The sequence below is a fragment of the Ochrobactrum sp. XJ1 genome, from assembly GCF_024701725.1.
Taxonomy (GTDB): Bacteria; Pseudomonadota; Alphaproteobacteria; order Rhizobiales; family Rhizobiaceae; genus Brucella; species Brucella anthropi.
In genome coordinates this window covers 364,025-384,554 of sequence record NZ_VDGD01000004.1, presented here as the reverse complement: position 1 = coordinate 384,554, position 20,530 = coordinate 364,025, and the positions used below count along the sequence as shown (strand labels likewise).

Below are 20,530 nucleotides of genomic sequence, written 5' to 3'. Positions count from 1 at the left end.
AGGCGTAGGCGCCCGCAATTACTGCACCCACGCATAACGAAGCGATGAGCAGGAAAATCTGCCATGAGCGCGGATCATTGGAGGGACGGCGCACCATGGTCAGTCATCCCCAATGATGCGGAGTGCGGGATCGCCTCGACGCGCATTGGTGATGTGCCCGGATAGTTTCCGTCTGAGTTCGGAAACATGCCGCTCTACCTGCGATGCAGATTTATCGAGTTTAATGGCCTCAGTGCCGGTCACCTTGCCATCGGCAAAAACCTGCGCGCCGACGCTCATCACCTCGCCCACACTGCGGACAACCTCGGAGTGGGCATTCAGAATGTCGCCAGCGGCCCTGACATCCTCGCTATCCGGTTCTGACAGTCGGCGATTGTTCAAATCAGCCATCACGGATGTGACGCAAGGCACGCCGCATTGAGCTTCAAGCTGGCAGACGACATGGACCGGCATCATGTCGGGATCGAGCGTATTGTTGTATCGCCCGACCTGACTTTTCGACATGGAAACGAGAGACGCCGTTTTTTCAACGCCCCCGCAATATTTGATGAGATCATTCTGGGCTGCCTTGATCCGGTAAAACCAAGCATCGGTTAATGGGCTCATGGGTAAGTCCTCAAAAGGCAAAGCTTTCCCGTGGCGGGAAAAGCCGCTGTTTTTTCCCATGGTGGGAAAGGGATTGGAGTGTCAGGTTGCCGGGGTCAGATCACTACGGCGGACCGCTAACCTTCACACGCTGCAAGGGGCGCACCAGCCACCGAAACAACGGAGCCAGGAAATTATGCCAATGCCAAACGCGGAAACCGCCCTTGTCATGGAACGGATCAAAAATGCGGCGGTCACCAAGGCCCTTGAAGAGCTTGCCGTATTGCTTGCTGGCAGGATCGACTACCGGCATTACCGGGCAGTGCATGCGCGCCTTGTTGAAGTCGTCGAGCGAATGCCAGTAATCCCACTGAAATTTGCGGCGGGCGTGAAGGTTGATGCGCTCGATATGGAGATGATCCAGCAAAACTCGGTAGGTCTCATCATCAATGCGATCGACGATGCCTTCAAGGCGGCTCGCAAGCGACTGCGCTAGAGATCGGCAAGAGATCGCGCGAAATGAGAAATATTCATGCTCTCGCGCTTCACGCTCAAGCCGGACAATTTCCCGGCGAACAAGGATTGTCAGTCGGCGCAAGCGTACCCGGTCCAGATCGCGGCGCGAATGGCCGGTCAGGAGCGTGCAGGCGGCATCGTCGAGGTGACGGAGAATTGAAGTCATGCCGTCACCTCAGCAAATGGCTTTACCCCGTATATATCCGGGCGAAGTGCGTGACGAGAAACGCCGGTGAAGGCTTCAACTTCCAGCACGCGTTTTGGGGGAACGACATCCCATTGCAAGACCGCAGAGGGCGTCAAACGCAGATGGCGCGCCAGTGCGCTGGCGCTGCCGGCTTTGTCTATGGCGAGCTTGAGTGCTCCGGAGGGGTCAAGGTTCGGTTTCATGAGGTGATATAAGCATAACTTAAAAATGAAAGCAAGAAACTCTTAAATGGACTAGAAACATGTTTAAGCTTCACATGCAGCCCATGAACAAGAATGAACTGGCGATCAAAGTTGGGGCGGCTATCCGGACCGCGCGAAAGCAGCGCGGCCTGGTGATGCGCGAGATTGCGTCCCATCTGAACACCCAGACCGCTGCGGTCGGCAATTGGGAAATTGGCAAGAATCTTCCGTCGACTGAAAACCTGATCCGGACTGCCGATCTATTGAAAGTGGATGCAGCGGCATTGGGCCGGGGCGAGGTAGTGTACCTCGACGATCAGCCTGTAAATGAAGCGGAGTTTGTCTCTGATTCTCACGAACTGCCGAAGGGGCCGCTTGACGTTGAGGTCAGGGGAGTGGCTGTAGGTGGTGATGATGGCGACTTTTCGCTTAACGGGGAAATCACTGGATATGTGCGCCGCCCGCCTGGGCTTGCCGGCATTCGCAAGGTATTTGCGCTTCATGTGATCAGCGACAGCATGTGGCCGAGATATGAGCCCGGAGAGCTTATTTACTGCGGCGGACGCGAGGCGGTGCCGGGCGATGATGTTGTTATTGAAATGTTTCCGGTGAAGGAAGGGGAGATCGGGCACGCATATATCAAGCGCCTTGTCCGGCGCTCGACATCGGAGATTATCTGCACGCAGTTCAATCCTCAAAAAGAACTAAGCTTTGATCCTTACGCCATCAAGAACATGTGGCGCGTAATCCCTCTCCGGGAACTATTAGGCTATTGATCCGGGACGCGTTCGCGCGTTCTCGGTCGAGTTCAGTTTTGAAAGCTGGACTGAGAATCACATTTTTCCCCGAATCTCCATTGCGCCGGCATTCCGCGCAGTACAGTTTCAGCCCCAGATCGTTGATCGATGTCCCGTATTTGAAGCCGAGCTTGTAAAGCTCTTGCGGCTTGCGCCATCGCACGTGCCCACAGTCTCCACACTCGATCGATATCGAAAAAGTCTGTCCGATTGTCGGTTCTTTCGGGAACATTTCACACCCTTTACGCCCTGCTTGTTCTCACTCTGTTCTCATCATTGATTCTTTTTCTGCCAATGTCGAATCGATTCTTTCGGCTGTGGATTTCAAGAAGCGCTTGAATTGAAATATAAGTTATGCTTACATTGCGCTACAACATTCAAGTTGGAGGCAAGCATGACTCTCCCATTCTCACATTCTCCGGGGCGTAAAGCTGCTGATTCACAGGCTTCATTCCCGATCCGTGACAGCGATCCGCGTGGTGCCGAAAACGCTCCGCATCTTCGCGCCATGGAAATGGCGAAGGCGATGCAGGACATTGCAGCATCGTCAGGCGCAGCGACTTTCAAGGACTTGATCCGGGCCGGGTTTACCTCTGCTGAAATCATCGAGTTCGGAACGCAAGCCCAGCACCTCGCAGCGGAATGGAAATCGGAAAGCCGAAAGCCGGTCCATGACAACCTCGCTGACATGGTCATGAAAGTCAGGCAACCGGTTCCGAACCGCCCGCCCATGACGGATAACCTCATAACGTCGACGCCGTTCTTCGAGGCTTGGGGCAGGTATTGCGCCAGCCGAGCGGCGCTGATGCTTGACCCGTGGGCACCGCAGCGCGAGCGCTGCATTTGTGTGCTTCAGGAGTTCCTGAACTTTCTCCCCTTGCTCCCGGCAGAGCGCGCCAGGCTGACCACTGCTGCAGAGCAAACCTTGCCGAAAATCCCGGTTCGTAACGGGAGGGCGCTGTCATGACCGTGGCAGAAGCCATCGCCGGGAGCGTCATCGCGTTCGCCATCCCGTTCTTTTCTCTTGTTATCGGTATTCCGCTATGACTTCCGAAATACTTTCGTTCCGTCCAGACGGTTCTGTCATGGATCTCGCCAATCCGCTGGATAGCGATATTCACTGGCCCACGATCGCCAGCGCCCTTTCAAAACTGGCCCGCTTCAACGGCATCAATAGAGGCCCGATGCTTCCAGTCGCGCAGCATTGCGTAATGGGTGCAGATGCTTTGGCGAATGAAACGGGCGACACGACTTTGTGTGCTTATTTTCTTCTGCATGACGCCCATGAGGCGCTGCTTGGAGACTGGTCGCGACCGGCGGTTCTGTTTCTGGCCGATGCACTCTATCGCATGCACGATATACCGATGCATCGTGTCCGGGACGCTGTCGAGGCCGTAAAGGCGCGACTGGATCAGGCGATTTATCGGAAGGCTGGCCTGCCACCTTCTGTTCCATTCGCAGTCAAGGAAATGGACGAGCGGATGTTGCGCGCCGAAACGGCTGCGCTGTTTGGCAATAACGGCCTGAAGAACTTAGCCGGTCGGGAACTGCCTATGCCGAAGCTGACCGGCGCAATCAAGCCGTGGGCCCCGATGAAGGCAGAGGAAGCTTGGCTTGACCGGCTCTCCCGCTATCTTGGCATCGACTGGAGGGCGGCGGCATGACGTACAATCGTCATGAAATTATCGGCCGTCTTGGTGCTGATCCAGAAGTTCGCAATGCCAACAGTGGTGATCTCATTGTCACCATGCGCGTGGCCACGTCAGATTATTGGCGCGACAAGCAAACCGGCGAGCGGAAAGAAAAGGCCGAGTGGCATACGGTCGTCATCTTCAATCAGGCCCTCGCCAAGATTGCGGAACAATACCTGTCGAAGGGGAACACCGTTTTCATCGCGGGCAAGAGCCGCACACGAAAGTGGGAAGATCAGCAGGGCAACACCCGATATTCCACAGAACTTGTGTTGGAGAATTTCAGCGGTGAGTTGAAGCTCATGCCGCAGGGCAATGGCGGTGCGCGAGGTCCAGCTAGCCAGGACGATTATGGCGATCAACGCTCCCGCGACCAGTCGAGCCAGACATCAAACCAACAGGGCGGCGGCTACAACCCAGCTTTGGACGACGAAATCCCCTTCGCGCCTGAATGGCGCGGATAACGGGCGAACACGCCCTTAAACCAGCAGAGGAAACCATGCAACGCATCCGCGATTCCAACACCATTATCGGACTTCTGGAAAACGGCGAACTGGCGCAGCGCCTGACTACCGAAATGATGGAAACACTTGCCGCCTTGCAGGAGCACACCGGCGGACGCCCGAAGGTCAAGGCCAAAGGTTCCGTTACGCTCAAGCTCAATATCGAAGTGGTTGACGGTACAGTCACGATCGAAGCGGAAACCAGTTCCAAGCGTCCGAAGCCGGTCCACGGTTCGTCGTTCTATTGGCTTCTGGATGATGGCTCTCTTTCCACCCAGCACCCCAAGCAAATCGACATGTTCGGCGGCCCTCGCGATGCCTCGCGCGGTGTGACCGACGTGATCCACGGCTAACCCCTCTAAAATCAGGAGCTAAAATGTCCGAGAATACTACAACTTCCGAACTTTTGCCGATGCCCCTCAAAAGCTTCGATATCCGGGCTGCTGCCGAACTTGGCGCACGGGCAGATGGTGCGGAACTGGTCACCATTGAAACCAACGACCAGCTGACGGGCTTGCCGAAATCCGTGCCCGCATTGCTTACGCGAGGTGAAACACCCGGCATCAATAGCATTTCCAAGCTGCTCGAAGAGCATCGCCTGCATCCGAAGCGAAAGCAGGGCACGGCAACCGTCCAGACGCTGGAATCGCTGATTGATCTGGCCAACCGGCACAAGACGGAAAATTCCGCCGTGTTTGTCGATCTCAACTGGCGCAAGCCTTCAATGACCACAGTCATCGACTATCATGAAGCCCGGAACGGTGGCATTGCCGACTTCCTGTCTCATCGCATCCACTACGAGTTCCCGCTGTCCGAAGAATGGAAAGTCTGGGTCAGCAAGGATGGCGAGTTCATGGATCAGGAAAAGTTTGCCTATTTCCTTGAAGATCGCATTCCCGATCTTGCGTCACCTTCCGACATTGATGAGGCCAACATCCTTCGAGATTTCTCCTGCACCGTCGCCAACCCTAACCAGTTGGTTGAGCTATCGCGCAAGATGCAGGTTAATGTGGAGTCAAAGGTCAAGGTCAATCATACGCTGCAATCTGGCGAACGACAGCTTCAGTGGGAAGAAAACCACGTTGGTGCGGACGGCAAGGCCATTACTGTGCCTGGCATGTTTATCCTGTCGATCCCGGTATTTTTCATGGGCGATGCCGTGCGCATTCCGGTTCGTCTGCGCTATCGCGTTAGCGGCGGCAGTGTTCATTGGTGCTATCAGATCTATCGCCCGGACCAGATTATCACCCAGCACCTGGAGCATTCGGTTTCCGACGTAAAGTTGGCGACGGAACTGCCATGCTTCGCTGGCAAGCCGGAGGCAGCGGCGTGACGAAGGTCAGCTTCAGCATAGAAAGGGGAGCTTTGCTCCCCGCCCTTGCGGCGGTTAATCGCGCCGTTGAAAAGCGCAACACGATCCCGATTCTTGGTAACGTGTTGCTGACCGTCGAGAATGGCGAACTGTGCGTTACCGGCACGAACCTCGACATTGAGGTCAAGTCGGTGGCAAAGCACGAAGACTTGCCCGATATCGGTTCCTTCACGGTACAATCTGGCCTCTTGCATGACGCAGTCAGCAAATTCGCTGACGGAAGTGTGGTCACGTTCGAAGGCGACGAGACGCACGTGAACATCAAGTCGGGTCGATCGCGCTTTCGTCTGCAGGTGTTGCCGGCGACGGACTTCCCGGAAATGTCCGCAGGTGAGTTCACGCACGAATTCGCCCTGCCGGGCAATGTGCTTGCGCGCGTCCTTTCCACAGTGGCATTCGCAATTTCGACCGAGGAAACGCGCTATTATCTTAATGGCGTTTTCATGCACAATGACGGGGAGCATCTGGCCTTCGTGGCGACAGATGGCCATCGCCTCGCTCACATGAAACTCGAAGCCCCGGCAGGCAGTGCAGGAATGCCGCCAATTATCGTGCCGCGCCGAACCGTTGCGTTGCTCCAGCATTTTGCGAAGGGCGATGAGGATATCGTTCTAAAGTTATCCGACCGCAAGATTCGCATCATCCTGTCTGATGGAACGGCCATCACGTCGAAGCTGATTGACGGCACATATCCAGAATATCAGCGAGTAATTCCTGCCAACAATGACAAGGCTTACATCATTGATCGGGAGGAACTTGCGGGCGCGATCAATCGGGTCAGCACGGTTTCCAGCGAGCGCGGCAGAGCTGTGAAATTCAGCTTCGGCCCGAGCGAATTGAAGATGGAGGTCACCAACCCCGATAGCGGGCAGGCCGAGGACAGCATTGTTATAAACGAAGGTCACGACGACGAAGTGACTATCGGATTTAATCACAAGTACTGCCTCGACGTTCTGGGCGCTGCGTCTGCCAAGGAAATGCGGTTCGAATTGAGCGACCCCGGCGCACCCTGCAAGGTTTCGCCCGTCGGGGCCGAGGATGGCGACGTGCCACCCCTTTTCGTCATCATGCCGATGCGAGTTTAGGGGGCGATTATGAAATTCATTCTTCCAGAAGACCTACCACAACTGGCCCTGTCAGTGCGCCAGCCGTGGGTTCACTGTATCTTTTATCTTGGAAAGCCGGTCGAGAATCGCATCTGGAACACAAGCATTCGCGGGACGATTTGCATCCACGCCTCCAAGGGAATGACGCAGTACGAGTATGAGGACTGCCGAACCTTGGCTTATCAGATTGGCCAGAGAGATGACGCAACGCGCGAAATGTTGCGTTTGAACCCTATGCCGCCGCTTCGATCGATCCCGCGCGGAGCCATCATCGGCACGGTCGATATCGTCGATGTGGTTCGCCGGTCAAACGATCCTTGGTTCTTTGGCCCGTATGGCTTCGTTCTCGACAATCCGCGTCTGCTAGAAAAACCAATCACCTGCAATGGCGCACTCGGTTTTTTCGATTGGCGGAAGAAATGTTCTGCGGAGGTGTGCAATCATGGCTGACAAGACCCATATCGAATGGACGGATGCAACGTGGAATCCAATCACAGGATGCAGCGTCGTTTCGCCCGGATGCACGAATTGCTATGCCATGAAGCTCGCCGGCACGCGCTTGCAACATCACCCTTCACGTGCCGGGCTGACTGTAGCCTCGAAGTCGGGGCCTGTTTGGAACGGCAAAGTTCGGCTTAACCGCGAATGGCTCTACCAGCCGCTTGAATGGAAAAAGCCGCGCATGGTGTTCGTCTGCGCGCACGGCGACCTTTTCCACGAAGACGTTCCGGACGAATGGATTCTAGACATTTTTACCATCATGGCGATCGCCAAACAGCACACTTTTCAGGTTTTAACCAAGCGCGCCGACAGGATGCGCGAATTTCTATCGCGCCCCGAAGATGACCTGCTCGAAGCAATCTATACCAACTGGTACAGCTTCGACGGAGGCGCGCGCGAGGTCTGGTCATGGCCGCTGCCCAATGTCTGGCTTGGCGTTTCGGTTGAAGACCAGAAGCGGGCCGACGAGCGCATTCCTGCGCTGCTCAACACGCCGTCAGCAATTCGCTGGGTCAGTGCCGAGCCATTACTCGGGCCACTTAACTTGAATTCAATGCGGGGCGGAACCCAATGGATCGGCGGTCAACGTGGTTGCGGCGGAACTCATAGCCATGACGGTCGCGCGGGGGAAGTCATACACGGTGTGATGCACAGGTTCGACCTGTCAGTCGCTCACCATCACCACGACGAACGTTGTGCGCCCGGTCTGGATTGGGTTGTGGCAGGTGGGGAAAGCGGGAAGGGCGCACGTCCTATGCATCCGGATTGGGCGCGTTCTCTGCGCGATCAGTGTGCCGCTGCCGACATTCCGTTTTTCTTCAAACAATGGGGCAACTGGAATCAGGTCTACGACCGGGACGTTGAAGACCCGGACTGGCGCGGGTGCGATGTCGTTCAACGCGAGAATCCAGACGGCCAGTGGCTAAACCTGAAAGGTGGGCAAGGCTTTCATGGCGAGAGAGTTGTCTTCGTTGCCCCTTCTTCCAAAGCCGCAACCGGGCGCCTGCTAGACGGCATCGAACATGACGCGATGCCGGGAGCGGTGTGCCATGGCTGATCGATCCCGAAAGATCAGGCCGGGCAGTCGGCTGCAAAACCGTGAAACGAAACACCCTGCACGTGTGATGACGATTGCCGAGGGCTGGGCCATGGTGCGCCCAACGAGCGCTCACCCGATCCTCATCAACATGCGCGAGCTTCATCTGAAATATGAGGTGACGAAATGGTAGCGATAGGCGAACCTGCCCGTATCATATACACCAATTATCGCGGCGAGACTGCCGAACGCACCATCACTCCGAAGCGGGTATGGTACGGCATCAGTGATTGGCATCCGGTGCCACAATGGTTCTTGACAGCTTTCGACCACGACAAGAATGCCGACCGTGACTTTGCCCTCATTGACTTCGGATATCCTCGTCCATCTGCAGTACGTGAGATGGCGTTGGGGGAAATCCGCGCTATGGCAGAAAAACAGAAGGCATACTGGTTTGATAAGCAAAAAGGCTTAAAGGGCCTTGAGGATGCTTATTCCGAGGACGGTGAGGAATACACCCCGCTGGGAGATCATGAGGCTTGGAAATCTGGCTCTGCAAATGGGCATTACTCGGAAGCCGACTGGTTTCTTAAGACTATTAAGAACCTGTTGTCTCAGCCAGCCCCGGACCATGCCGACGCCGTTAAGGTCGAGGGGGATAGCGCGGGATGCAGCGACTTTGATTTGGTTGAGCAGGTGGAAGCCCTGATCCGCCAGAACACCCGATTACACCATGGAAAGCCTACCGACCAAGTCGCGGCGGATATCATCGCACTTGTGCAAGGGAAAATGACACAAGTCGCGTATTTGCGGCCAGGGGACATTGAGCGATTGGCAACTCCGGGTGTCAGTGGCGCGATCAATGTTCAGATCGCGAATACCCCTTTCATCGGCTGCACAGTTCCAGTCTTCGCCACTCTCCCCTCTGCACCTGCTTCGGAGGGCGCGGAATGAGCGTTTATGTGGACGATATGGCCGCTTCGTTCGGCAACATGATCATGTGCCATATGTGGGCCGACACCGACGAAGAACTGCTCGCGATGGCCGACCTGATCGGCGTGCAGCGCAAATGGATACAGGGACACCCTGTCTTGTCTTTCGGTAAACATAGGAAGGCTTCATGGGTGCATTTCGATATTGCCAGGTCGAAACGCGTCTTGGCAATCAGACACGGTGCGATAGAGACAGATCGCTTTGGTCCTCTCGAACATACCGCCAATTTGCTTATTGCGTCCGGAAAACCTGAATGCGTGGCATTGGGTGAAAAACGCCTATTGGCTGTACTAGAATGCCGCGAGAGACGTACCACCGGTCCGAATGGGCTAGATTCGGAGACGCGACGATGAATCTGAAGATTGAGAGCGTTTCCGACGATACACCGCTCCGCCTTGAACATGCTGTTCGCCTTGCATTTCCCGACGGCAGCATGAAAGCTGCCGGGCTTAGGAAGGAACGCGATGCTGGACGATTGCAAACAGAACTGATCGCAGGCAAAGAGTATGTAACGCTAGCTGCTATCAGGGAGATGCGTGAATTATGTCGCGGACGTCGAAAGGTGCGCGCCTCGTCTGGCGCGACGAGAGCCGGAAAAGCGATGGCTCTCTCAGAAACCGCGCCGGGTGGTTCATCCGCGATGGGCAAAAGTTCATCAGCGTTGGCAGCGGCGAGACAAGCCGTGAGCGCGCTGAAATCGCGCTCGCAGCCTACATCAACGAAAAATACCAACCCGCACGGGAAAGGGGACGTGACCCCGATCAGATCCTGATTGCAGATGTCGTCAATGTTTATTTGACCGACGTAGCAACCAAACATGCCCGTCCCGGCGAGACTGCCGCACGGATCGAAACCATCTTGGATTTCTTTGGCGAAAAGATGCTGGGCGAGGTCAACGGGAAATTGTGCCGTGACTTTATCGCTCAGTCCTCGACCGAAGCGGCCGCACGGCGACAACTCGAAGATTTGCGCTCGGCTATCAATTACTACCACAAGGAGGGCTACGCGACCTCCGCTCCGAAAATTACACTTCCTGTTAAAGCCCAACGACGAGAACGATGGCTTACCCGTTCCGAAGCAGCGAAGCTAATCTGGGCCGCATGGCGGATGTCGCAACGCGCGCCCTCGGGCGACGGCAGTCTTCGCCGTACCGGCAGGCACCTTGCCCGGTTCATGCTGGTTGCGCTTTATACCGGCACCCGCTCGGCGGCAATTTGTGGGGCGGCAATCAGACCGACAGAAGGCCAAGGTTATGTCGATCTGGAGCGCGGCGTGTTTTATCGCCGGGCAGAAGGCGCGAAGGAAACCAAAAAACGGCAACCGCCAGTGCGGCTACCAGATCGGCTCCTGGCGCATTTGAGACGTTGGGCCACCACGGAACTGGAAATTCATACGAAGGGCCGCGCCAAGAGCAAAAATATTGGGCGGAGAATCTCTCAGGACTTTGTCGTTGAATGGAACGGAAAACCGGTCAATTCAATCAAAAAAGGCTTTCGCAGTGCTCGCAAGATTGCGGGTCTCGGGGAGGATGTTACCCCGCACATCTTCCGCCACACAGCTGCGACATGGCTGATGATGGCCGGAACGGATGTATGGCAGTCCGCAGGCTTTTTGGGGATGACAGTTGAAACGTTGGTTCAAACTTACGGACATCACCATCCCGATTTCCAGATTGATGCAGCCGAAAAGATAACGGCGAAGCATGGTGCTGCGCGCCGACCAAAAAACGTTGTGAGCATCAACGATGCACAGACAGGGAACAAGGCGGATTCTCCCCACAGATTCCCCACAGATAAAACGGAAATAAGGGTGAACAAGCGCGGTTAAGCGTGATAGGAAAGCCCAGAAAACCGGACCTTTCAAAGAAAGCCCCCGCGTTCGGGACGAGGGGGTCGGAGGTTCGAATCCTCTCACTCCGACCATTTTCCCGAAAGTTTCGACTTACTCTTGTCTCCCGAAAACCGACATGCGCATGAACTCCCCATCATATTGGGCGAGGGCGACCACGCGTTTGCGATCCAGTATCTCCACTCGGTTTGAGCGAAACAGGATCAGCCCTTCCTCGCGCAGGTCACGCAGCATCCGATTGAGATGTATCGGTGTCAGTCCAAGAGCGTCGGCAAGCTGATATTGCGTCAGCGGGCAGTAGAACGAATTCGGATCACCCATTCCGCACGATTTCACGCGGTCGGAAAGCTCCAGAAACAGATGCGCAGTTCGGACGAACGCCGCGCGGCATCCGATATTGGTGAGATGTTCGATCAACATCGACCGCTGCCGCGCCAGAAGTTCGATAAGGATCAGACTGAGACGTGGCGCGCGTTCGATAGAAGCTTCAAGTGAGGCAAGCGGAATCTCGAAAGCCGACATAGGCGTAATTGCCGCGATTGTGTTGTAGCTGTAGCCATCGGCGGTTCGGAGTCCGAGAAAATCGCTCCGCATGGGAAAGTCGATGATCTGCCGCTCGCCGCTTGAAAGATCGCGATATACGCACCCCCAACCGGATCGCACGAGATGGATGCTTCTGACACGTGCCCCCTGTTCAATGAGGGTGGCATCGGCCGCATAATCGTTTTCGATAACAGTGAGAGAAGAAAGCGCATCTGTTTCCCGCGCTTCCAGCTTGGCAAGAATTGGAGGTGCCTCCAATAAACCAATAAGCGCTTCAATCGATGGGTCTGTGATCTGCTTGCCACTATGCATTTCTAACCCACTAGAGCGTATCCCGAAATTTGTGAAACAGCCTTTCGGAAAAGATGCGCGTCAACATGAACAGTTAGGGCGCTCGTTCGATTCAATCAAATCGATATGCAATTTAAAGCACTTCCACCATACCGCATGGCGGTTTTGCGCGGAAATCGAATAAACAACCAGTTGAACATTTCAGTTGGAAGTCTGAGTGCCCCTGAGCTTTGAAACGCGCAATTGCCCCCCTTTGCGCTGACGAATTCAGTAAAATCGAAAACCAACTAAACGAAAGATATAGAGGCTATATCCTACCTCTCTCCAAGTCGTTCTTATGGACGGTCATAAATTTTCTGCATTGCTAACATAAGTTAATGACACGATTATTTCCCGATAGCAATATTTACCCCAGTCAAGGCTACAGGTCTATCCAGACAAGCACCGGAAATCACTCGTCTCTGACGAAAGTAATAGTTGGATGCATAAACATAGAGCAACTTGAGTAGCGCCGGGAGTATCACATGTTGGAAACAAGAGGGGATAGCCTTTGGGCTGCTTCGGAAAGCATGGGCGACAGGGGAAACGCCGCAAGCATTGAGGCAGCACGTGGTCGGCGTTTGTTGCTCGTATGCAAGAGCAATCTTGAGCGGCAGTGCCTTTATAACGGGCTTGTGCTGAACGGACTCAAGCTTCCCGTGGAAACGCAAGCGGCGGTTGAACTCGCAGATCCAACGGACGATATTGCTGTTGTTCTGATCAATATCGGCTCAAAGCGTTTGGCCGATCCGTTTTTTTCGGAGAAGTTGCAGGCTGTGATCGAACTCTGGCGTCCGGTTCCGGTCGTTTTTCTCGCCGAACGCGAGGAGTGGTCCCAGGTTGTGCGCGCCATGGAAATCGGTGCTCGTGGCTACATTCCCACTTCAGTCGATATCAAAGTCTGTGTTGAAGCCATCCATCTTGCCACCGCTGGCGGTATGTATGTTCCGGCCTCCATGGTTTTCCAAACCGCGCCGACCGATATCGACGACGATGTTTTGGGTGAACTGCTCACGGCACGAGAGATCGAGGTCGTCCATGCCATCCGAATTGGCAAATCGAACAAGATCATCGCGTTCGAACTCGGTATGAGCGAAGGCACGGTAAAGGCACACGTGCATAACATCATGAAGAAGATCGGTGCCGCGAACCGCACGGAAGTAGCGTGCAAACTGCACAGAATGTACGGCGAGAAGTTCGATTTCGACTGACTATTTCGATTTTCGTTGATCTGGCTCAGCGCCTGTTGCCCACAAAATGTGGAGGGGCGAACTGGTGATCCGCTCCTCCATAATAAGGATGGATGTTCTTTTGTTGGGCTCTCAGTCCAGTCTCCCCTGAAATGCCAGCCTTCCAGAGCCTGATTACATACTCGATCTGCTACGCTATAACGCTACTCATTCCCCACATTCTTCGACCAAAGCTAAACAACATCATTAAACGGCTCGATGGTTTTGTTTTTTAGTTACATCGAACCGGGATAAATGCGCTATGCGAAGTTTTTACCATACCGGTAACTCTTGCTTTGCTTCAGTCTTTCATGTGCAAGAGATAACTGAAAGAATACAACTGTTCGATTTTCAGTGAATATAGATATTGGATTCTCTATTAGCGATTAGGTTTATGAGAGTTGCATCGGGCCGTTCGAAGGGGCGGTCGAGCTTTAGACATTGATCGGTGAAATATGCGTTTCGTTTGAAATGTAAACGAATGTTTATACTTGAATTTATGCTGCTTTTGTTGGCCATTGGGCGAAAGCAACAAATATCGAAAATTGCTGAAAAGCGAATGCTATTCGAAGCCATTCGAACTGAAATGGTTGCTTTCTATCGAAAAAACGCGAAATTACCCGAACGTAATCAGAATAATGCCAGATCCGGGATAAAAATGCAGCTCACTCCCCGTCACAATGCAATTCTTGAGCTCGCTCGCAAGCAAGGGCAGGTTCTGGTGGATGATCTGGCTGCGGCTTTCGAGGTAACGCCGCAGACGGTCCGCAAGGATTTGAATGATCTTTGCCGCGCCCGGATGTTGCGCCGCATCCATGGGGGTGCACTCTATCCATCCGGCGTCGAGAACATGGAGTATGAAGCACGACGCCGCATCGCCGCGCATGAAAAGGAATCGATCGGGCGCGCTGCCGCAGAAATCATTCCGGACGGTGCTTCCTTGTTCATCAATATCGGCACCACAACCGAAGCCGTCAGTCAAGCGCTGGTCGACCACAACAATCTGATGGTCATCACCAATAATATCAATGTTGCCAATACGTTGCGTGTTCACCCCTCTATAGAGGTGGTGGTGGCAGGTGGCGTCGTGCGCCCGTCTGATGGAGGGATTGTTGGCGAGGCCGCCGTTGATTTCATCCGCCAGTTCAAGGTCGATTACGCAATCATCGGCGCTTCGGCTATGGACGAAGACGGTGCTTTGCTCGATTTCGATTTCCGCGAAGTGAAGGTGGCGCAGGCCATTATCGCCAATGCCCGGCACGTAATCCTTGTGACTGACGCCACAAAGCTGGAGCGGACAGCTCCGGTGCGTATCGGCCACATATCGCAGATCAATACCTTCATTACCGACCATTGTCCGTCGAACCAGTTGCGGGAGCTGTGCCACGAAAGTGAGGTAGAGCTGATTGAAACCCTTGGAGAAAGCCGGGCGGCAGAAAAACAAGCATAGTTTCGTTTATTTTCGATTTGCTTTCGTATGAAATGATTTATATTCGCTTTGGTTTTCGGAGAGTGGTCTTCGGGGTTCGCCATGGCGCAAGAGAAACTATTTGATATTTTTGTAATCGGCGGTGGCATCAACGGCTGCGGTATCGCACGTGATGCGGTTGGTCGGGGATTTTCAGTTGGCCTTGCCGAGATGAACGATCTGGCAAGTGGCACCTCATCGCGGGCAACCAAACTCATTCATGGTGGTTTACGCTATCTGGAGCACTATGAATTTCGTCTGGTGCGCGAGGCGCTGATGGAGCGCGAGGTGTTGTGGGCCAATGCACCGCACATCATTCATCCGATGCGCTTTGTGCTGCCTTATCATAAGGGCGGAATGCGCCCTGCATGGCTGTTGAGGCTCGGGCTGTTTCTCTACGACCATCTGGGCGGGCGTAAAAAGCTCCCCGCCACGCGTACGCTTGATATGCGCTCCGACCCGGCTGCGCAGCCCTTGAAACCGCTTTTTACCAAGGCATTCGAATATTCGGACTGTTGGGTGGATGACGCGCGTTTCGTTGCCTTAACTGCCCGTGATGCAGCGGATCGCGGAGCGATAATCCAAACCCGAACCAAGGTCGTGGCGGCGCGCCGGGACAGGGAATACTGGACCATTACGCTCGAAGATACCGGTACACATGAGCGCGAGGAAGTTCGGGCTCGTCTGCTGGTCAATGCTGCTGGTCCCTGGGCCGACAAGGTTCTGCAGGGTGTCGAAGGAGATCGACAGCTTCACAATGTCCGGCTTGTTCAGGGCAGCCATATTGTGGTGCGCAAGAAGTTCTCCGATCCCCGTTCCTATTTCTTCCAGAACAATGACGGGCGTATCATATTCGCCATCCCCTACGAGGATGAGTTCACCCTGATTGGCACAACCGATCAGGACTATCAGGGTGACCCGGCCAAGGTTGCGATCACCGATGGTGAGACCGACTATCTCTGCGCGGCAGCCAGCGAATATTTCAAGGAGCCGGTCAGACGCGCGGATATCGTCTGGACCTATTCCGGTGTGCGCCCGCTTTATGATGACGGTGCAAGCAAGGCACAGGAAGCAACGCGCGATTATGTCCTGAAAGAAGATGCACCCGATGGGCTTGCACCTCTGATCAACGTTTTTGGCGGTAAGCTGACCACTGCGCGGCGACTTGCCGAACATATGCTGGAGAAGATCGAGCATAGGCTGGGGCAAAAAGGTGCGCCGTGGACCCATGCTGCTCCGTTACCCGGTGGTGATTTCGTGGATGTCGAGTTCGAGCGTGAGCTGCAGAAGGTGAAAGTTGCATATCCTTTCCTGACGCCTGCTCATGCGCGGCGCCTGTTCCGGCAATATGGAACGCGTATTCATGTTCTGCTTGGGGAAGCCACTTCACTTGCCGACCTTGGACAGCATTTCGGTGCCGATCTTTATGAAGCCGAAGTGCAGTATCTGCTTGAGAATGAATGGGCGGTGAGCGCCGAGGATATTTTGTGGCGGCGTACGAAACTTGGTCTTCGCCTGAATGCGGCGGATGTTTCCTCGCTTGAGGAATATCTGAAGCCTGCACGCGTCGCCTAAGCCCTCTCAATCTGTAGCCGCACTTGCCAGTTGTGTTTTGAGCGGTCATTATCCTCCCAGACAGCGGGTTCCAGCCTTCCTGGGAGGAAAAGATGGGCACACCGCAAGACCGAACACATGCCGATCTGATTCAATCCGCGATCATGACAGCGGGAGGGGCAGCGCGATCTGCTCTGGTCGCCTCATGGCGACGCTCGTCGGAACTGCACGGGCTTGATCCTGCCGAACTGGGGTCGGTGCGCACCCTTTCCGATGGTGAATTCAGAACCGCTCATCAACGTATCGAACGTCTTGTCAGCATAGCGCAAGCCAGTATGGATCGCCTTTATCTGGCCGTCGGTGGTGTGGGTTGTTGCGTGCTTCTGGCTGACAGTGAGGGCGTTCCCGTTGAACGTCGTGGTGCGCCGGGCGACGATGATACATTCTATCGCTGGGGGCTTTGGACCGGTGCTGTCTGGAGCGAACAGAGCGAAGGTACCAACGGTATCGGTACATGCATTGTTGAACAGCGCCCGCTGACAATTCATCGCGACCAGCATTTTCATACCCGTAATATCGGGCTTTCCTGTACGGTCGCCCCGATCCATGATCATCAAGGGCGTTTGATGGCAGCGCTTGATGTTTCCTCGTGCCGCGCCGATCTGACGGAGGCTTTTGCGCAGCTTATATCTGTCGCAGTGATCGATGCTGCACGGCGCATCGAGGCTGAAAATTTCCGTCAGGCTTTTCCCGAGGCTCGTATCATGCTGGCGCCAAGCCCCGACAGAACCGGCGGAGCACTGATCGCGGTCGACAAGGATGATCTGGTCATCGGCGCCACACGTGCGGCGCGTCTGGCAATGGGCCTTGACGATGCCGCTATTGCAGTTCCGTTGCCTGCAGCCGATCTTCTCGGCTGGCATGCTGACCCTCGTGAGGATATGGCCGAGTCAGAGCGCAGCGTTATTCTGCGCGCTCTTGCGCGCGCAGAAGGGAATATTTCGGCCGCAGCCGGCCTTTTGGGCATCAGTCGCGCCACGCTTCATCGCAAGCTCAACCGCCTGAAGATCATTCGTCCGCACTAATCAGCAATAAGCGGGCGCAACTGTCTCAATATTGCGACACATAACCTTGCGAGCTTGAATGCGCGGGATGACTCTTTCGTGCTGCCGCGCGATCCTCACTCATGAAACGCTGTAGGAGCAGCGTGGTTTTGGGAGGAATGTCATGAACAAGGTTGAATTCAGCCGGACCGTGAAGCCGGCTTTCGCAAAACGCTACGGAAACTTCATCGGGGGCAAATGGGTCGAGCCCAAGTCGGGCCGCTATTTCGAGAACACTTCACCGGTCAATGGTCAGGTGCTTTGCGAAGTAGCCCGCTCGGATGCCGCCGATGTTGAAGCGGCTCTCGACGCAGCGCATGCCGCCAAGGATGCCTGGGGCAAGACGAGCGCGGCGGAACGCGCGCTCATCCTCAATCGCATTGCTGACCGGATTGAGGAAAATCTGCCTGCGCTCGCTGCCGCCGAAACCTGGGACAACGGCAAGCCAATCCGCGAAACCACCGCTGCCGATCTTCCTCTGGCCATCGATCATTTCCGTTATTTCGCCGGTGTGATCCGCGCCCAGGAAGGCAGCATTTCCGAAATCGACCACGACACGGTCGCTTATCATTTCCATGAACCACTCGGCGTTGTCGGTCAGATCATTCCGTGGAATTTCCCGCTTCTCATGGCGACGTGGAAGCTTGCTCCGGCCCTTGCGGCGGGCAACTGCGTCGTACTGAAACCGGCTGAACAGACACCGGCATCGATCCTGGTGCTCATGGATCTGATCGGCGATCTTTTGCCCCCCGGTGTGATCAATGTCGTCAATGGTTTTGGTCTTGAGGCAGGCAAACCGCTCGCATCGAGCCCGCGTATCGCCAAGATCGCCTTCACCGGCGAAACGACGACGGGTCGATTGATCATGCAATATGCCAGCCAGAACCTCATCCCGGTTACGCTGGAACTCGGCGGCAAGTCGCCGAATATCTTCTTCAAGGATGTCGCAGCGGAAGACGACGATTTCCTCGACAAGGCCATCGAAGGCTTTGTGATGTTCGCACTCAATCAGGGCGAAGTCTGTACATGCCCAAGTCGCGCGCTCATCCATGAATCGATTTACGACAAGTTTATGGAAAAGGCGCTCAAGCGCGTGAATGCAATCGTGCAGGGCGATCCCCTCGATCCTGCCACGATGATCGGTGCACAGGCTTCCAGTGAGCAGCTGGAAAAAATCCTGAGCTATCTCGATATTGGCCGCCAAGAAGGTGCTGAAGTGCTGGCAGGTGGCGAGCGCAATATTCTGCCGGGCGATCTGGCTGGCGGTTATTACGTCAAGCCGACCGTATTCAAGGGCACTAACAAGATGCGCATTTTCCAGGAGGAAATCTTCGGACCGGTTGTGTCTGTTGCTACCTTCAAGGACGATGCGGAAGCGCTATCGATTGCCAACGATACGCTTTACGGTCTGGGTGCCGGTATATGGACGCGTGATGGCACGCGTGCCTATCGCTTCGGACGTGCCATTCAGGCCGGTCGTGTGTGGACCAATTGCTACCATGCCTATCCGGCACATGCGGCATTTGGCGGTTACAAGCAATCGGGTATCGGTCGCGAAAACCACCTCAAGATGCTGGATCACTATCAGAACACCAAGAATATGCTGGTGAGCTACAGCCCGAAGAAACTGGGTTTCTTCTAGCCGAAGCTGACCCCGGAACTGCAATACGGAGAAAACATCTTCGTATTGCGCTCAATCAAGGGATGGAACCGTTCCTCATGCCAGTATTGCGTCGAGCATAACGGTTTCCAATACCCCTCCCAAGGGGGCCTGGGCGGAAACGCCCGGGCGACCTTCTTCTAGTGCCTCCGGAAAGCATTCAGTTTTCGACATTCATTTCTTCCCTCCCCCAGGAAGCCAGCTCAGTTCGACAACGAAGGAGAAACTTCATGGCAAAGACAATGAAAGCCGCTGTGGTGCGCGCATTCGGAAAGCCACTGACAATCGACGAAGTGCCGATACCCGAGCCCGGACCGGGACAGATACAGGTTGCCATCCATGCGTCCGGCGTTTGCCATACCGATCTGCATGCAGCCGAAGGCGACTGGCCGGTAAAGCCCAACCCGCCATTCATTCCGGGGCATGAAGGCGTCGGTTATGTTTCGGCTGTCGGTAGCGGTGTCAAACACGTTAAGGAAGGCGACCGCGTCGGCGTTCCATGGCTTTATACCGCATGTGGCCACTGTCGTCATTGCCTGGGCGGCTGGGAAACACTCTGCGAAGAGCAACTTAATACAGGCTATTCGGTCAATGGTGGCTTTGCCGAATATGTCGTTGCCGATCCGAATTTTGTTGGTCACTTGCCGAAGAACATTGATTTCAACGAAATCGCGCCGGTTCTCTGTGCTGGCGTGACGGTCTACAAGGGTCTGAAGGTAACGGATACCAAACCCGGTGACTGGGTTGTGATCTCCGGTGTCGGTGGTCTCGGCCATATGGCGGTGCAATATGCCAAGGCAATGGGGCTTAACGTTGCCGCTGTCGACATCGACGACAGAAAGCTTGATCTCGCGCGGAAGCTTGGCGCGACGGTTACCGTCAATGCAAAAACGCATAATGATCCGGCGGCCTATATCAAAAAAGAAACCGATGGCGGTGCGCAAGGCGTGCTGGTTACGGCTGTTTCGCCGATCGCATTCGAACAGGCCTTGGGCATGGTATCGCGTGGTGGGACTGTATCTCTAAACGGTCTGCCACCCGGTGACTTCCCGCTCTCAATATTCAACATGGTGCTGAACGGCGTCACCGTGCGCGGCTCAATCGTCGGTACGCGGCTCGATCTGCAGGAGTCGCTGGATTTTGCTGGCGACGGCAAGGTCCGCGCTACCATCCGCACGGAGAAGCTCGAAGATATCAACTCCATCTTCGATGATATGCGCCAAGGCAATATTGAAGGTCGCGTAGTCGTGGACCTGACTCAATAGGCAAGTTGGGCTAATATTAAGAGAGGGCGGTGAATTTCCG

Annotated in this window: 23 protein-coding genes; 19 read left to right on the top strand and 4 right to left on the bottom strand. The window is 55.0% G+C overall.

Annotation, left to right across the window (positions count from 1 at the left end; all coding sequences use genetic code 11):
- Positions 1-99 precede the first annotated feature (99 nt).
- From FG152_RS09510 to FG152_RS09500, 3 genes are all read right to left on the bottom strand, one after another.
- Entirely contained in the window at positions 100-606 is a 507-nt protein-coding gene (locus tag FG152_RS09510; protein WP_151575183.1) for a hypothetical protein, read from the bottom strand.
- A gap of 103 nt (positions 607-709) precedes the next feature.
- Positions 710-1,267, bottom strand: a complete 558-nt coding sequence (locus FG152_RS09505; protein WP_498986109.1) for a hypothetical protein — start codon at positions 1,265-1,267, stop codon at positions 710-712.
- Positions 1,264-1,491, bottom strand: a complete 228-nt coding sequence (locus FG152_RS09500; protein ID WP_498986106.1) for a transcriptional regulator — start codon at positions 1,489-1,491, stop codon at positions 1,264-1,266. The genes FG152_RS09505 and FG152_RS09500 overlap by 4 nt, the downstream gene beginning before the upstream one ends.
- Positions 1,492-1,574: 83 nt before the next feature.
- Between FG152_RS09500 and FG152_RS09495 the strand changes: the two genes are divergently transcribed.
- From FG152_RS09495 to FG152_RS09435, 13 genes are all read left to right on the top strand, one after another.
- Positions 1,575-2,267, top strand: coding sequence for an XRE family transcriptional regulator (locus tag FG152_RS09495; protein WP_498986256.1), 693 nt, complete (start codon positions 1,575-1,577; stop codon positions 2,265-2,267).
- Positions 2,268-2,682: 415 nt separating this feature from the next.
- Positions 2,683-3,255: a hypothetical protein gene (locus tag FG152_RS09490; RefSeq protein WP_498986104.1), complete on the top strand. Its 573-nt coding sequence runs from the start codon at positions 2,683-2,685 to the stop codon at positions 3,253-3,255.
- A gap of 76 nt (positions 3,256-3,331) precedes the next feature.
- Positions 3,332-3,952, top strand: a complete 621-nt coding sequence (locus FG152_RS09485; RefSeq protein ID WP_151573040.1) for a hypothetical protein — start codon at positions 3,332-3,334, stop codon at positions 3,950-3,952.
- Positions 3,949-4,443, top strand: coding sequence for a single-stranded DNA-binding protein (gene ssb / locus FG152_RS09480; RefSeq protein ID WP_498986100.1), 495 nt, complete (start codon positions 3,949-3,951; stop codon positions 4,441-4,443). The genes FG152_RS09485 and ssb overlap by 4 nt, the downstream gene beginning before the upstream one ends.
- Before the next feature lie 35 nt (positions 4,444-4,478).
- A complete protein-coding gene (locus FG152_RS09475) occupies positions 4,479-4,835 on the top strand; it encodes a YfdP family phage-associated protein (RefSeq protein WP_151573043.1) in 357 nt (118 codons plus the stop codon).
- A gap of 23 nt (positions 4,836-4,858) precedes the next feature.
- Positions 4,859-5,815 (top strand): DUF2303 family protein, encoded by a 957-nt coding sequence (locus FG152_RS09470; protein WP_498986096.1) that lies wholly within the window; start codon positions 4,859-4,861, stop codon positions 5,813-5,815.
- Positions 5,812-6,939, top strand: a complete 1,128-nt coding sequence (dnaN, locus tag FG152_RS09465) for a DNA polymerase III subunit beta (protein WP_498986091.1) — start codon at positions 5,812-5,814, stop codon at positions 6,937-6,939. Before FG152_RS09470 ends, dnaN begins: the two co-directional genes overlap by 4 nt.
- Before the next feature lie 9 nt (positions 6,940-6,948).
- The gene (locus FG152_RS09460; RefSeq protein WP_498986087.1) at positions 6,949-7,410 is read left to right on the top strand and encodes an ASCH domain-containing protein; all 462 of its coding nucleotides are present in this window, start codon (positions 6,949-6,951) and stop codon (positions 7,408-7,410) included.
- On the top strand, positions 7,403-8,518 hold the full coding sequence (locus FG152_RS09455) for a phage Gp37/Gp68 family protein (protein ID WP_498986084.1): 1,116 nt from the start codon (positions 7,403-7,405) through the stop codon (positions 8,516-8,518). The genes FG152_RS09460 and FG152_RS09455 overlap by 8 nt, the downstream gene beginning before the upstream one ends.
- Entirely contained in the window at positions 8,511-8,690 is a 180-nt protein-coding gene (locus tag FG152_RS09450) for a hypothetical protein (protein ID WP_498986080.1), read from the top strand. Before FG152_RS09455 ends, FG152_RS09450 begins: the two co-directional genes overlap by 8 nt.
- Positions 8,684-9,451, top strand: a complete 768-nt coding sequence (locus FG152_RS09445) for a hypothetical protein (RefSeq protein WP_498986077.1) — start codon at positions 8,684-8,686, stop codon at positions 9,449-9,451. The genes FG152_RS09450 and FG152_RS09445 overlap by 7 nt, the downstream gene beginning before the upstream one ends.
- Positions 9,448-9,843 carry a DUF4031 domain-containing protein gene (locus tag FG152_RS09440; RefSeq protein ID WP_498986074.1) on the top strand — a complete coding sequence of 132 codons (396 nt, stop codon included), beginning with the start codon at positions 9,448-9,450 and terminating at the stop codon, positions 9,841-9,843. The genes FG152_RS09445 and FG152_RS09440 overlap by 4 nt, the downstream gene beginning before the upstream one ends.
- Before the next feature lie 190 nt (positions 9,844-10,033).
- Entirely contained in the window at positions 10,034-11,317 is a 1,284-nt protein-coding gene (locus FG152_RS09435; RefSeq protein ID WP_498986071.1) for a tyrosine-type recombinase/integrase, read from the top strand.
- 114 nt (positions 11,318-11,431) lie between these two features.
- Here FG152_RS09435 and FG152_RS09430 read toward each other — a convergent pair whose 3' ends face one another.
- A complete protein-coding gene (locus tag FG152_RS09430) occupies positions 11,432-12,193 on the bottom strand; it encodes a Crp/Fnr family transcriptional regulator (protein WP_029925890.1) in 762 nt (253 codons plus the stop codon).
- Positions 12,194-12,696: 503 nt separating this feature from the next.
- On the opposite strand from FG152_RS09430, the gene FG152_RS09425 reads away from it, so the two are divergent.
- From FG152_RS09425 to adhP, 6 genes are all read left to right on the top strand, one after another.
- Positions 12,697-13,422: a response regulator transcription factor gene (locus tag FG152_RS09425; RefSeq protein ID WP_010658038.1), complete on the top strand. Its 726-nt coding sequence runs from the start codon at positions 12,697-12,699 to the stop codon at positions 13,420-13,422.
- A gap of 676 nt (positions 13,423-14,098) precedes the next feature.
- Positions 14,099-14,890, top strand: coding sequence for a DeoR/GlpR family DNA-binding transcription regulator (locus FG152_RS09420; RefSeq protein WP_010658039.1), 792 nt, complete (start codon positions 14,099-14,101; stop codon positions 14,888-14,890).
- Between the two features lie 81 nt (positions 14,891-14,971).
- Positions 14,972-16,483 carry a glycerol-3-phosphate dehydrogenase gene (gene glpD / locus FG152_RS09415; RefSeq protein WP_029925888.1) on the top strand — a complete coding sequence of 504 codons (1,512 nt, stop codon included), beginning with the start codon at positions 14,972-14,974 and terminating at the stop codon, positions 16,481-16,483.
- Positions 16,484-16,575: 92 nt separating this feature from the next.
- Positions 16,576-17,547 (top strand): GAF domain-containing protein, encoded by a 972-nt coding sequence (locus tag FG152_RS09410; RefSeq protein ID WP_010658041.1) that lies wholly within the window; start codon positions 16,576-16,578, stop codon positions 17,545-17,547.
- A gap of 142 nt (positions 17,548-17,689) precedes the next feature.
- Positions 17,690-19,207 carry an aldehyde dehydrogenase gene (gene adh / locus FG152_RS09405; protein ID WP_011982458.1) on the top strand — a complete coding sequence of 506 codons (1,518 nt, stop codon included), beginning with the start codon at positions 17,690-17,692 and terminating at the stop codon, positions 19,205-19,207.
- A 248-nt stretch (positions 19,208-19,455) separates the two neighbouring features.
- Positions 19,456-20,490, top strand: coding sequence for an alcohol dehydrogenase AdhP (gene adhP, locus FG152_RS09400; RefSeq protein ID WP_010658043.1), 1,035 nt, complete (start codon positions 19,456-19,458; stop codon positions 20,488-20,490).
- Positions 20,491-20,530: the final 40 nt, after the last annotated feature.